This is a genomic window from Flagellimonas sp. ABD4_174 (genome assembly GCF_056160185.1).
This window is the reverse complement of record NZ_JBSWWP010000001.1, coordinates 1685000-1697576: the sequence shown is the minus strand read 5'-3', so window position 1 is coordinate 1697576 and position 12577 is coordinate 1685000. Positions and strand designations below refer to the sequence as shown.

Sequence of the window (12577 nt, the reverse complement as noted above, 5' to 3'; positions counted from 1 at the left end):
CCTCTTATTCAATGTCTTGAAAAATGGTGTCGGCCCAATTGGCATATCTTGAGTTTTCCACGTGCATAATCCAAATTTCATCCTTGTACTTGCCTTTCAATTTAGATCTATAAGCGGCATACGCATCCTCATTTTCTTCGTATTTGGCCAAATACACATAGTTTAGACCATTATCCGGGTTTTTAAAGTATTGCGCATCCAATCCTTCATTTTTGAGCTTTTGCATAAAGTTTTTTAAATAAACTTCGCTTTTAAAAACATTGGCGACGATATAGTGCCCTTGTCCAACTCCATCCAAATCAATGAATTTTTCGATGGGCTTAAAGGCTCCTCCATGAAAAGTTCCTTCTTTTTTTGTTTTGACATCTTTTGATGCCTTCGCAGTGTTCGCCGCCAAAGCGTTTGTAGTAGAGGCCTCGATTTCCTTATAAATGGCATCCAAGTCTTTCCTGTCCGCCAAGTACAATTTTTGGGCATGCTTTTCAATATCGGGGATTTTGTTTCCGTTGTGTCTTTTTACAATCCTCATCATCATTTCAAAACGTTCCTCCATATCCTGCTCCCTACTTTGTTTCATGGAATCTATTTGATACAGCAGATCATCGATTACGGCATAGCTATCTTCTTGTTGTTCTTGCAATTTGGCTATGCGCTCCTCCCAATAGGCCCTATCCTCTTTGTTATATGGGCGTAAAGTGGTTTCTACATCCAGTTTACTTTTTTGTTTTGTTTTTTCCGTGTTGTTTTCCGCTTCTGCCACAGCCGTGTTCTCAATCTTCTTTTTCTCCTCATCCTCATCGTTGGCAACAAATGTATTTTTGGAAAGGTTGGGCACAAAGGAGTAAGCAATGGATATTTCGTGGGTAACTCCAAGGTTGGCGATACTATTGCTAAGGCTTTTCTCAAAGTTATAACCGAAGGACAATCGTTGGTTCAAATTAAATCCCGTACCGGCCGATGCGCCATAGAATTGATCGTAACCTCCCTGAATCCAGCCTAATTTGGGAAGGTCTAAAATTATACCCCCACCGAAGATGATGTCCTCATTGCCCTCAAAACGAACTCGAGCCAAGGGCATTAAACGACCATCTTCCAAAATGCCCCTTGCATTTTCAAATTGATGGGCATATTGAACGTGACCCGAAAAAATCTTCTCGTTAAAACTGGTAAGGGACTCTCCTGTTTTTAAATTATAGTCCACCAAGTTTTGGGCGAACACGCCAAAATCGAACTTTCCCAAACTTAAATTCAGTCCGGGCTGAAACGAAATTATGGAGCTTTCACTGGCTTCCCTTAAAACTGGGTCGTCTTCTAGTGCAACCGCTCTACTTGGGTCGAAGCTGCTCACATAATATGGAATGTTCACACCAAATGTCAGACTACTTTCACTCCCCAACCGGACACCGTGGGAATAATTGGCCATTACACCTAAATTGGAAATTACACCCTCCTGTTGGTTGTAAAGACTAAAGCCAAGGCCAACTCGATCGTTCAATCTGCCGCTGTAACTTAAAAAATAATTTTGACGGTTATTGTCGAAATCAGCACTTTGGCTTCTGTGAAAAAAGTTTATATAAGACTTGTCTTCCCTAATGGAAGAAAAGGTAGGGTTGATCAAAAACCTATTGAATTTCAACAAGTTCTGAAATGGGACATCGTAGCGCACGTAAGGATTGCTTTCTTCTTGGGCCTGCGTGGGAAGACCAAGAAAAACAACCGTCAAAAGCACAAAAACAGTGCGCCTACTTTGGAACGGGAATGTAGTTCGAAAAAACGGGGGTAGTTTTATCACCATAGCCGATTGGGATTTGTAGGTTAATATTCCTGATTGGGACAGGTTGATATTTGTCTAAACTTTTCATTTGCAAGATTTGGGACTTGTAAGAATTTTATGACTAAATATAATGTAAAGCTACATATTTTATCGTCCAACAGGTAATTTTTTCGTTGAACGGTAAGGTCGATTGATGGATAGGTCTTTTAAATTCATAAAAAATAGGTTTCAATTTATAGAGGGTTAGAAAGATTCAATCTATTTTTGACAAAATATTCCCAACCTGCACAATGCAAGAACACATTACCATTGTCCCGTTTTCGGAAGCCTATAAAGAAGCTTTTAGGTATCTTAACGAAGAGTGGATCACCAAATATTTCGTGATGGAAGAAACGGACCGCCTAACCCTTTATTATCCACAGGAGTATATTTTGGATAAGGGCGGTTACATTGCTGTGGCGTTAATGGATGGAACTCCTGTTGGTGTATGTGCACTAGTTCCCAGCAAATACGAAGGTTTTGACCTAGAGCTTTCCAAAATGGGCGTTTCCCCTAAAGCACAAGGCAAAGGCATAGGCAAATTACTAGGACAGCACATAATAGATAAGGCCATTTCCATTGGTGCCAAAAAACTATTTTTGGAGAGCAATCGTAAATTGGCCCCTGCACTGTCACTTTACCGAAAATTGGGTTTTGTTGAAATAACCGGAATTACCTCACCGTATGTTCGGAGCGACATTCAAATGGAATTGACCCTTCCAAACGCCTAAGTCTTGAATCTGAATCGGCTTTTTTGTCCCACCTATTAAAACTTACCTAGTATTTCTTTTATAATTACTTAAAAATGAGTATCTTATAGATGTAATCTTAAACTTCATCGCCATGGGTCTCATCAAAGATTGCAATAAGTGGGCTAATGCGCACACCTACCTTGTGTTGGATATGGTACGAATCCTACTTGGTGTTATACTTTTCGTCAAGGGCATCGAGTTTATGACCAACCATGTAAAAATGGAAGAAATGGGACGCCCTTTTCAAGACGTCCCTGGTGGCATGATCATTCTACATTATATTGTACCTGCCCATTTTGTTGGTGGTATTTTAATTGTGGTCGGTTTACTTACCCGATGGGCCGCCATTGCCCAACTCCCGATTATCTTCGGGGCCATACTCACCAATTTTTTGGGCACAATGGATATGAACAATCTTATCCTTTCCATTGTTGTTTTGGTTTTGTGCCTCTTTTTTATTGTGTATGGATCGGGCAGGCACTCGGTAGACTATTACCTTAAAATGCAGCAATAGGTTATAGGTTGTCCAACTGATTACTTTTACGATCCTTACTGATGGTCCAGAAAAAGCCAACAAAGAAAAAACTGTCTGCCGGCGGCGTAATCGCCCTTCGATTGTACACCCCATCCATATTTGGGGTATCCGCATATTGATAATTACTAATATTATTGATACCCAATAAATTGCTTACAGAAAAATACAAGATCTTCTGTTGGTCGATAAGGTAGGCCCAGTTAAAGCTCAAATTATTATAAGATCTTGTCTTTTCTTGTAAAAAGCCTGGTGTATTAGGGTTGTTATATGGCCTCCCGGAACCATAGGAATAAGAAAGACCGACCTGGGACCTTAATTTATCCACCCAGTACTTGGTAACCAAGGAAAAATTATGCTTTGGTGCGAAGTTGGGCGTTGCCCTTTCAGGAAAATTTCTATAATCGCGTTCTGTATCCAAGTAAGAGTAAGAAGCCCAGTAATCCAAATTTTCTATGCTCTTGCTATCCCTCCAAAAAACATCGACTCCCTGGGCATAACCATTTCCTGTATTGGAGTAATTGGAATTGAACTGTGGGAGTTTGGTATCAAACTTCACCAATTGATCATAGTCCTTGTAATAAAGCTCGGTCCTAAAGGTTTTTCCGTTTTTAATATATTGATAATTAAGTATATAATGTGTAGCCTTCTCCATTTGAACATTTTGGTCGAATTTGACCACTTCTGTGAGCGGTCGTTGATAAAAATCGCCATATGCCAAAGAAAACTGCCCATCCTTGCCCGGTTTATAGGCCAAGGAAATTCTAGGAGAAAGATTAAACTCGTCCAAAAGAGAACTTTGCGTGGCCCGCAATCCCAATTTCATGGCAAATTTGTTGCTCAAAAAAATATCGGATTCGGCAAAGGCGGCCCAGAGTCCATCATTATAACCACTAAAAAATGAATCGTTGTTTAGATCCGTGTACGTTTCATTATAATTGGTATTGAAATATTCCGCACCAAAACTCAAATCATATCGATTACTAAAATTTTTACGCGCCTTAAATTTTATGTGGGAAGAGGTTTCCTTGCTATCTACCCTATCGGCTTCAATTCCGATGTCGTTCATATCCCATGCGATCGAGGCACCAGAAGTCAGGCTCCAATCGTTCTTAAAATAATACTTGTAAGATGCGTTAAAATATAAGTTGTTGTTTTTTAAACGAAATCGTACAAAATCTTCAAAATTGATATCCTCTTGTTCAATATCCAAATTGGCATGGTTAAAGCCAGTGTAAAGTTTAAACATGCTCTTCTCCCCTTTGCTCCTAAACACTCCTTCGCCGGCTATGGATTCGTAGGGACTTTTCCAGTTTACACCCTGTGTGGAGGGAATCAATGCTTCGTACGGGGCAAGGTTTACGTAAGAGGTGTTTATGCTCAACGATTGATCGCCCCAAATCTCGGTATGGCCCAGTCCGCCCCCCACGGACATAATGGAAATATCCGTTTTCTCTTGCAATGGAACATCAGTAGTGTTCAACAAAAGTACACTGGAAAGTGCTTGTCCATATTCAGCTGAATACCCTCCTGTACTAAACGATATGCCCTTAAAGAGGAATGGTGAAAACCTGCCTCGGGTGGGTGTATTGTTGGCTGTGGCGTTGAAAGGTTGAAATACGCGAAGTCCATCAATAAATACTTGTGTTTCGTTCGCGGTACCACCTCTCACGAACAAACGCCCATCTTCATTTACTGTTGTAGTTCCCGGCAAGGTTTGCAATGCCGCCACAAAATCACCTGCCGCGCCAGCAGTGGTTACAATATCCAACGGTTTAAGCACCGATACCTTGGAATTGTCGCCCGCTTCAAAAGTCCCTGCTGTTAAGGTTACACCGGACAAGGAGTTGACGGATTCCACCAATGTAATGTTGATCTCTTTAAAAAATGAAACATCTCCCGCCTCGTAATGGGGCTCGTAGGACAACATGGATATCACCAAGGTCTGCAGCCCTTCCTCTGTTGTTTCAAAACTGAAATTGCCGTTTGCATCGGAGGAAGCCCCATCGTAGGTACCTTCCAAATAAATGTTGGCTCCTTCAATCGGATTTTTTTTGGCATCGGTCACCTTTCCGCTGATGGTCTGTTGGGCAAAAACTGCTCCCGTGCAAAATAAAATGGTAAATAGATTGATGATAAATTTCATGTCTGTTCGTTTTGATTGATGCCACAAAATTGCGCATCGACCCTCGACCACCACAAAACAAAATACCCAACTGTGGATTTTTACAACTGAATTGACATAACATACACCACCGTTCAATTCACTCCCCTTATTCAACATTTCGGTATGTTCAATTTTAATTATGCCGGCCTCTTTATCAATTTTGGACACACAAACAACAAAAACAAACATTATGAAAACTGTAACACTCGCTCTAAGTTTCTTTTTTGTAAGTCTATTGGCCATGGCACAAGAAAATAACGGAATCGATATAACCGTAACCATCGACAATGTGACCAGCAATGAGGGAAAGGTTCTTATTGGGCTTCATACTGCCGACACTTTTATGAAAGGGCCCGGGGTACAAAACCTTCAAAGCACTATAGAAAATGGCAAGGTAACCTTAACGTTTACCAATGTGCAGCCAGGTAACTACGCGATAATGGCCATGCACGATATAAACGGGAACAACCGAATGGATTTTGAGGCCAACGGAATGCCCAAAGAAAGTTATGGGATGTCCGGCAACGATATGGCCATGGGACCTCCGACTTTTGATGGTGCCAAATTTGAAGTAGACAAAGAAGACATGGAGTTTACCATTAGGTTTTAATCCAAAAACACATAATTTCTAAGATAAAGCTCGCCATTGTGCGAGCTTTTATATTTGCAATACGGTCCATCAAAATCTGCCATTTTCCATAGATTTGCCTGATAGTTTTTCATACATTTATGCCCTAAACTTATCCCTTAATGACGATTACCCAGCTACAATATGTATTGGCCGTTGCAGAGTACAAGAACTTTACCCTTGCTGCAGAAAAAAGTTTTGTTACCCAACCTACTTTAAGCATGCAGGTTCAAAAATTGGAGGACGAGCTCGACATCTTAATTTTTGATCGGGGAAAAAAACCGATTACCATTACCGAAGTCGGTAAAAAAATTGTAGCACAGGCAAAAAATATTGTTGCAGAAGCGGAACGCATCAAAGATATTGTAGATCAAGACAAAGGTTTTATTGGAGGGGACTATACCCTGGGCATTATCCCAACGGTGATGCCTACCTTACTTCCCATGTTTTTGAACGCTTTTATAAAAAAGTATCCCAAAGTAAACCTTATCATTAGGGAGCAATCGACCCAGACCATGATCAAGAATATTTTGGATGGCCATTTGGATGCGGGCATAGCTGCCACTCCTTTGGAAATAGAGTTTATTAAGGAATGGCCACTATATTATGAACCATTTATGGGGTATGTGCCCAAAAACCATCGATTGGCCTCCGAAGAACTATTGCGAACGGACCAACTGGATGTGAGCGATATTCTTTTATTACAAGATGGACATTGCTTTAGGGAGGGTGTGATCAACCTATGCAATGCGCCCCAAAGCCTAGGAGCGGAGCAATTTAAAATAGAAAGCGGGAGCTTTGAAACTTTGGTAAGTTTAGCGGATGAAGGAATGGGCATGACCTTGTTGCCCTACTTGAACACCTTAAACCTGGAAGAGGACAAAAGGGTCAACCTAAAGTCCTTTGAAAAACCATCCCCTGCCAGGGAAATCAGTTTGATCTACCACAAAAGCGAGCTTAAAATTCAGATTACAGAGGCTTTGCGCGAAGTTATTTCCAGTATCGTTCGAGGAGCCATTGCTTTTCAGGATGTAAAAATCATCAGCCCATTGGGCAAAAAATAAAAAGCCGCTGAAAAGCGGCTTTAGTTTTATGTTTTTAATAAAATTAATGTTGAATGTAGTTCTGGTTTGTCCACAATATACAATTGCAACCAGATTCTAAGTTCCTCTAATTCACTGGGCAACAATCTCGAAACTGCTTTTTGAAGTTCCCTAGTGAAAAGTTTAACATCAAAACTAACCTTTTGAAGAATAGTTTTGGTGTAATCAAACATAGCTCTAGGCATATTAAATTGATTAAATTGCATTGTTAGGTTGTACCTAAATTAATAAAAAAGCACCGCTTAAAGTTGAAAATTCAGTTAAAAAATAAAAACCTTCTTGTTAAAATCGATGAACCGTACCAACCTTAACTTTAAACTATTTTTCTCCAAGTTTATTTTGTTCGCCTTGCTTTTTGCCGGCTGTGCATCCGTAAAAACAACCATTACCTCTGAATTGGCAAGGCCTACTTTGGAAAACTCATTTCATGGGCTTTTGGTGGTGGATGCCAAAACAGGTAAAGAAATTTACAATCGAAATGGCGAAAAATATTTTACGCCTGCCAGCAATACCAAAATTGTCACTTTTTACACCGGGGTAAAATTACTTCCCAAAAATATACCTACTTTAAAATATTTAATTTCTCAAGACACTCTTTTTATTGAAGGTACGGGCGACCCATCTTGGTTACATCCGCATTTAAAGGATAGCAGTGCCATAAATTGGCTTAAGCAGCAAAATACCATTGCCCTTTATACAAAAAACCACGACGAAGACCGGTACGGGCCAGGTTGGGCATGGGAAGATTACGAAACCTATTTTTCTCCCGAAAAAACAACCATGCCCCTGTACGGCAATGTTATTTTTGCCTCACACACCGATGGGTTGAGCGTTAGCCCGAGTGAACTCACCCAAGCCGTTCTGGTAAAGGACACTACCCTAAGTCGAGATGAATTTGTAAATCGGTTTTATATTTCGCCAACGGAAACAGACACTTTGGAAGTTCCTTTTATAGCCAGTGATAGTTTAACGAAGCATTTATTGGAATCGGCCATTGGAAAAGAAATCACATTGTCCGAACATTTTCCCGAAGGGGAGAAACAGACTCTTTATGGCGTAGAAACAGATTCCATCTATAAGCGCATGCTATTTAGGAGCGATAACTTTTTGGCCGAACAATTACTCCTGGCATCCTCTGGCATGCTTTCCGACACCTTGAGCACCCAAAAGGCCATTGATCATATGTTGAACACCCATTTAAAGGACCTCGACCAACAACCCCGTTGGGTAGATGGCTCCGGTTTGTCCCGTTACAATTTGTTCAGCCCTAGGTCCTTTGTACAGATTCTTGAAAAATTGCACAAAGAAGTTCCCGAAGAACGTTTGTTTGGCATAATGCCCATGTGGGGGCCGAACAGTACCGTAAAGCAATGGAAAGATCCAACAACGGAACCTTTTTTATTTGCTAAATCGGGTTCTGTGGGGAATAATTATAATTTAAGCGGATATGTAAAAACAAAATCGGGCAAGCTGCTCATCTTTAGTTTTATGAACAATCATTATCGCATACCGACCTCGGAAATACTGGATACTGTGTACAGCACCCTTAAAAACTTGCATGAAAATTACTGATCAAAAATTCCGTGAATTTGGGCATATTGTAACAGCATAATGGTTTTTGCATCTTTGATTTCACCTGATTGCATCATGCTTATCGCTGCTTTAAAATCCAGTTCCAAAACCTCGATGTTCTCTGTCTCGTCTTCCGCTCCACCTCCCTCGCCCACTTTCATGGCATCTTCATACCGGCCAATAAAAAAATAAAGGATTTCAGTGACAGAACCAGGCGACATGTAGGCTTCAAACACCTTTTCCACCTTATCAATTTTATACCCGGTCTCTTCCTCCACTTCCATTTTAATGGTCTCTTCGGCATTGCCTTTTTCCAAAAGCCCTGCACATACTTCAACCATCATTCCGTCCTTGTTGCCATTTAAATACGTGGGCATTCGAAACTGTTTGGTCAAAATAATCGTGCCCTTTTCAATATTGTACAAAAGAATGGCCGCCCCGTTACCCCGATCATAGGCTTCCCTAATTTGGGTCTCCCATTCCCCGTCTTCCCGCTGATACTCAAAAGTAACCTTGTTCAAAGTGTACCAATTATCGGACAAAAGTTCTTTTCTAATATTTCTGATATTCCCGTATTTCATGCTTAAATTTAAACGGTTACAGCTTGGTTAAGATATTGTCGAAAAGGAAGCATTTCTTTATAGACTTCCACAATTTTTTCTTTAAAATCATCCCGAAGCACTTCTTCTTTGGACAATTCGAGTTCTACGGCAAAAGTTTTGTTGCGCAAGAGTTCGATATGTGGATGGTCGTTGGAAAATCCTTTGGGTGACGATACCAGTTTTTCGTCTTCGTACAAGCCTCCGAACATTTTCTTGAATGATGGTTTATCGAGAATCGCCTGCAATTCCTCTCCGTTGTAATCGATGGCATCTCGGATACTCCGTAGTGTTTTGGAATCGGGCCGCCAGCGACCACCTGCCAATAAACATTGTTTAAGGCCTATCTCGATATAAAAATCGGCAGAATTGGGCGCTTTGTCCAACCCTGCGCCAAAATGATCTTTATAAATGGGCTTATTCGGATGGAACATCAAGTTATTATTGATGCGATTGATGCCCTTTTTGCCCGGAGTTGGGTAATAATCATCATGGAGTTGGGCCATGGTCATGTCCAAATCATCCAGCCAAGCGATAAAGTCATTACGGAGCGATTTGTACCATTTACGGTTTGCATCCATCCATTCCTTATGGTTGTTTTTTTGAAGTTCTTCCAGAAAATGGAACAGGTCGTTGAAATTCATACCCACAAAAGAAGTGCTTTTTTTCAGAAATCAGATATCCGATTTTTGGATGGTTGGATTTTTGGAATTTGTTACTTGTCATTCCACACGGATGCTGAGCGAAGTCGAAGCAGACCAATAGAGATTCTTCACTCCGTTCAGAACGACATTGAGTCTTGGCTCTCCTAACTCCTAACTCCTAGAACCTATTATCCCCATCCAACAAATCACCGAGACCGCCCAAGATGCTGCCTTCGCCCTTATCTTTGCCACCACCTCTTGGGGCAGCGGCCCAAACCCGACTGGCCAACCTGCTGAACGGCAAGGATTGGACATACACGGTTCCAGGACCTCGCAGCGTAGCAAAGAAAAGTCCTTCCCCGCCAAATACTTTGTTGCGGATGCCCCCTATAAATTCGATATCATAATCCACGGTTTGAGAGAAGCCAACAATACAGCCCGTATCCACTCTAAGCGTTTCGCCAGCTGCCAATGTTTTCTTGGCCATGGTCCCACCTGCGTGCACAAAGGCCATACCTTCCCCTTCCAACTTTTGCATGATGAAGCCCTCGCCACCAAAAAATCCACGCCCTAGTTTTTTGGAGAACTCAATGCCCACAGAAACGCCTTTGGCGGCACATAGGAATGCATCTTTTTGACAGATGAACTTTCCTCCTTTTTCTGAAAGATCTATGGGAACAATTTTACCCGGATAGGGAGAAGCAAAGCTTACCTGTTTTTTTCCTTGGCCAATATTGAGAAACGCGGTCATAAACAGACTCTCGCCCGTTAGCAAACGTTTACCTGCGGAGAATATCTTGCCCAGTACGCCGGTATCTTGATTAGATCCGTCGCCGAAGATGGTGTCCATCTTGATATCTTGGTCCATCATCATAAAAGTGCCGGCTTCGGCAACCACGGCTTCCTGTGGGTCCAGTTCTATTTCCACATATTGCATTTCTTCGCCGTATATGTGGTAATCAATTTCGTGTGCGTTCATTTTTTGATTGTTTTTAAGTTTTTTGATTTCTGTTTATATGTTGAAATGATAGTTGTTTTGTTACATTTTAGATGTAATCAATTCATCTTTCACCTTTATACCTTCAACCTTTTAACATTAACCCCAATCACCTCTTCACCTTCACGGTCCACTCAAAATGAAAGGTGGAAACTTCTACCCCATCCTTGTTTACCCCTACGGATTTCATCCAACAAGTTTGTCCCTCCCCGGTTTCCACGGTTTTTTGAATGGCGGCAGCAATTTGTTCGCCATCCTCACAGGTAAAAGTGATGCGCCCCGTAGCTTTTTTGGTAAAGGTAGCTTTGTTGTTGGCCACAAGCATGGACACTCTTTTACCACTCTTTTGGATTTCGTTCATCACCAAAGCGCCGGTACTCAGTTCGGCGGCCATTCCTTGAACGGCCCAAAACATGGATTTGAACGGATTCTGATTTCTCCATTTGTGTTTTACCGTAGTTACTGCTTGTTTATCATCAATATACTTGAGCCTAACCCCGCACCACCATGCCGAAGGAAGTTTCATAAAAGTGAACATATTGATTTTACTGGGTGTCAATGCCATATTGTTTGTTTAACTGGCTTAAAAATAGGCAAATTGAAGCAAAATATAATTGTTAATATTATGTTAATTTATAGTACTTTGTTTTGCATAGTACTGTCTTTTGGATATATATTTGCATGGTAAGCTAATAGGTTAACCCTTTTACAATCAAAAAACATCAATCAGAAAATGGCAACTACAATCACCAAACACGAACGAAATTTATCCGCGATCATACACGCGTCCATGTTCTCGAAGTATTTTATTCCTTTTGGGAATTTCATTCTTCCTCTGATTCTATGGACCGCCAACAAAAAGCAACACGATTTTGTGGACTACCATGGAAAGCAAGCGCTCAACTTTCAAATAAGCATTTTGTTGTACTCCATTATAGCCGGCTTGATCACCATTCCTTTTTTCATAGGATTTTGGCCGGACTTGTTCGATTGGAACTTTTTAGGGTTCCATCGTTTGAGCGACCTTAACAATTTGAACATTCATATAGATAGTGACAATTTTAACTTTGGACGGTTGATTTGGCCTGTGGGCATATCAGGATTCTTGCAATTGGCCTTGGCCATAGTAAATATAGTCTTCTCCATTTTGGCCACTATCCGAACCAATGAGGGGGAATATTTCAAGTACCCGTTCACCATTAAATTCATTAAATAACAGTAAAGGAGCTTAATCACCTCCAAAACATCAATCATCAATCAAGTAAAAGGAGTTTAAACATCAATCAAAAAACGAAAAAACATCATCAATCAACAATCATCAATCAAAGAACCGTTCCCACTCCCCTGCCCAATTCAGGGGAATGGAGTGGAAACGCAGCCAAACAAAGTTTGGCAGAACAAAAACGAACAGTTAATTTAATAGAACCATGAAATTATGAATATAGAAAACACAAAAGCACAGATGCGCAAGGGGGTTCTAGAGTACTGCATTCTGTCCATCTTAAAGGATGACGACAAGTATGCCTCGGAAATACTGGGAGCCTTAAAAGACGCAAAGATGTTAGTAGTGGAAGGCACCATATACCCTTTGCTCACAAGGCTCAAGAACGCCGGTCTGCTCAACTACCGTTGGGAAGAATCCACATCGGGGCCACCACGCAAATACTACGCACTAACAGAAACAGGGCAATTGTTCCTAAACGAGCTCAACGGCACCTGGGATGAACTAAGAAATGCAGTCAATCTGGTAACCAACACAAAATAGAATCA

Annotated in this window: 14 protein-coding genes; 7 read left to right on the top strand and 7 right to left on the bottom strand. The window is 41.0% G+C overall.

The features are described from left to right. Window positions 1-4: 4 nt before the first annotated feature. Complete coding sequence (locus ACXAFK_RS07395; RefSeq protein ID WP_474957310.1) at window positions 5-1795, bottom strand: PorP/SprF family type IX secretion system membrane protein; 1791 nt, start codon at window positions 1793-1795, stop codon at window positions 5-7. 269 nt (window positions 1796-2064) lie between these two features. Between ACXAFK_RS07395 and ACXAFK_RS07390 the strand changes: the two genes are divergently transcribed. Further along, window positions 2065-2544, top strand: coding sequence for a GNAT family N-acetyltransferase (locus ACXAFK_RS07390; protein WP_474957309.1), 480 nt, complete (start codon window positions 2065-2067; stop codon window positions 2542-2544). A gap of 112 nt (window positions 2545-2656) precedes the next feature. Next, window positions 2657-3079, top strand: a complete 423-nt coding sequence (locus tag ACXAFK_RS07385) for a DoxX family protein (RefSeq protein WP_474957308.1) — start codon at window positions 2657-2659, stop codon at window positions 3077-3079. Window position 3080: 1 nt separating this feature from the next. Here the strand turns inward: ACXAFK_RS07385 and ACXAFK_RS07380 are convergent, their stop codons facing one another. Next, the gene (locus tag ACXAFK_RS07380; protein ID WP_474957307.1) at window positions 3081-5243 is read right to left on the bottom strand and encodes a TonB-dependent receptor; all 2163 of its coding nucleotides are present in this window, start codon (window positions 5241-5243) and stop codon (window positions 3081-3083) included. 211 nt (window positions 5244-5454) lie between these two features. On the opposite strand from ACXAFK_RS07380, the gene ACXAFK_RS07375 reads away from it, so the two are divergent. Both ACXAFK_RS07375 and ACXAFK_RS07370 read left to right on the top strand, forming a co-directional pair. Continuing rightward, entirely contained in the window at window positions 5455-5874 is a 420-nt protein-coding gene (locus tag ACXAFK_RS07375) for a DUF2141 domain-containing protein (protein ID WP_224836576.1), read from the top strand. 140 nt (window positions 5875-6014) lie between these two features. Continuing rightward, entirely contained in the window at window positions 6015-6956 is a 942-nt protein-coding gene (locus tag ACXAFK_RS07370; RefSeq protein WP_474957306.1) for a LysR substrate-binding domain-containing protein, read from the top strand. A gap of 26 nt (window positions 6957-6982) precedes the next feature. Here the strand turns inward: ACXAFK_RS07370 and ACXAFK_RS07365 are convergent, their stop codons facing one another. Continuing rightward, on the bottom strand, window positions 6983-7180 hold the full coding sequence (locus ACXAFK_RS07365) for a hypothetical protein (RefSeq protein WP_224836574.1): 198 nt from the start codon (window positions 7178-7180) through the stop codon (window positions 6983-6985). Window positions 7181-7286: 106 nt separating this feature from the next. Here ACXAFK_RS07365 and ACXAFK_RS07360 point away from each other — a divergent pair, with 106 nt between their 5' ends. Further along, complete coding sequence (locus ACXAFK_RS07360; RefSeq protein ID WP_474957305.1) at window positions 7287-8567, top strand: D-alanyl-D-alanine carboxypeptidase; 1281 nt, start codon at window positions 7287-7289, stop codon at window positions 8565-8567. Here ACXAFK_RS07360 and ACXAFK_RS07355 read toward each other — a convergent pair. From ACXAFK_RS07355 to ACXAFK_RS07340, 4 genes are all read right to left on the bottom strand, one after another. Further along, window positions 8561-9148: an NUDIX domain-containing protein gene (locus tag ACXAFK_RS07355; protein ID WP_293294836.1), complete on the bottom strand. Its 588-nt coding sequence runs from the start codon at window positions 9146-9148 to the stop codon at window positions 8561-8563. The two genes, ACXAFK_RS07360 and ACXAFK_RS07355, sit on opposite strands and share 7 nt — an antisense overlap. 8 nt (window positions 9149-9156) lie before the next feature. Beyond that, on the bottom strand, window positions 9157-9810 hold the full coding sequence (locus ACXAFK_RS07350; RefSeq protein WP_474957304.1) for a DUF2461 domain-containing protein: 654 nt from the start codon (window positions 9808-9810) through the stop codon (window positions 9157-9159). Window positions 9811-9988: 178 nt separating this feature from the next. Further along, the gene (locus tag ACXAFK_RS07345; protein WP_474957303.1) at window positions 9989-10789 is read right to left on the bottom strand and encodes a TIGR00266 family protein; all 801 of its coding nucleotides are present in this window, start codon (window positions 10787-10789) and stop codon (window positions 9989-9991) included. Window positions 10790-10916: 127 nt separating this feature from the next. After that, on the bottom strand, window positions 10917-11372 hold the full coding sequence (locus ACXAFK_RS07340; RefSeq protein ID WP_474957302.1) for a DUF4442 domain-containing protein: 456 nt from the start codon (window positions 11370-11372) through the stop codon (window positions 10917-10919). Between the two features lie 168 nt (window positions 11373-11540). On the opposite strand from ACXAFK_RS07340, the gene ACXAFK_RS07335 reads away from it, so the two are divergent. After that, window positions 11541-12023, top strand: a complete 483-nt coding sequence (locus ACXAFK_RS07335) for a DUF4870 domain-containing protein (RefSeq protein ID WP_474957301.1) — start codon at window positions 11541-11543, stop codon at window positions 12021-12023. A 219-nt stretch (window positions 12024-12242) separates the two neighbouring features. Further along, window positions 12243-12572, top strand: a complete 330-nt coding sequence (locus ACXAFK_RS07330) for a PadR family transcriptional regulator (RefSeq protein ID WP_014031488.1) — start codon at window positions 12243-12245, stop codon at window positions 12570-12572. The last annotated feature ends 5 nt before the right edge of the window (window positions 12573-12577 follow it).

Bases quoted from the DNA above. Each gene is read 5' to 3' on its own strand.
- ACXAFK_RS07395 (WP_474957310.1), bottom strand. From the start codon at position 1,795: ATGGTGATAAAACTACCCCCGTTTTTTCGAACTACATTCCCGTTCCAA.
- ACXAFK_RS07390 (WP_474957309.1), top strand. From the start codon at position 2,065: ATGCAAGAACACATTACCATTGTCCCGTTTTCGGAAGCCTATAAAGAA.
- ACXAFK_RS07385 (WP_474957308.1), top strand. From the start codon at position 2,657: ATGGGTCTCATCAAAGATTGCAATAAGTGGGCTAATGCGCACACCTAC.
- ACXAFK_RS07380 (WP_474957307.1), bottom strand. From the start codon at position 5,243: ATGAAATTTATCATCAATCTATTTACCATTTTATTTTGCACGGGAGCA.
- ACXAFK_RS07375 (WP_224836576.1), top strand. From the start codon at position 5,455: ATGAAAACTGTAACACTCGCTCTAAGTTTCTTTTTTGTAAGTCTATTG.
- ACXAFK_RS07370 (WP_474957306.1), top strand. From the start codon at position 6,015: ATGACGATTACCCAGCTACAATATGTATTGGCCGTTGCAGAGTACAAG.
- ACXAFK_RS07365 (WP_224836574.1), bottom strand. From the start codon at position 7,180: ATGCCTAGAGCTATGTTTGATTACACCAAAACTATTCTTCAAAAGGTT.
- ACXAFK_RS07360 (WP_474957305.1), top strand. From the start codon at position 7,287: ATGAACCGTACCAACCTTAACTTTAAACTATTTTTCTCCAAGTTTATT.
- ACXAFK_RS07355 (WP_293294836.1), bottom strand. From the start codon at position 9,148: ATGAAATACGGGAATATCAGAAATATTAGAAAAGAACTTTTGTCCGAT.
- ACXAFK_RS07350 (WP_474957304.1), bottom strand. From the start codon at position 9,810: ATGAATTTCAACGACCTGTTCCATTTTCTGGAAGAACTTCAAAAAAAC.
- ACXAFK_RS07345 (WP_474957303.1), bottom strand. From the start codon at position 10,789: ATGAACGCACACGAAATTGATTACCACATATACGGCGAAGAAATGCAA.
- ACXAFK_RS07340 (WP_474957302.1), bottom strand. From the start codon at position 11,372: ATGGCATTGACACCCAGTAAAATCAATATGTTCACTTTTATGAAACTT.
- ACXAFK_RS07335 (WP_474957301.1), top strand. From the start codon at position 11,541: ATGGCAACTACAATCACCAAACACGAACGAAATTTATCCGCGATCATA.
- ACXAFK_RS07330 (WP_014031488.1), top strand. From the start codon at position 12,243: ATGAATATAGAAAACACAAAAGCACAGATGCGCAAGGGGGTTCTAGAG.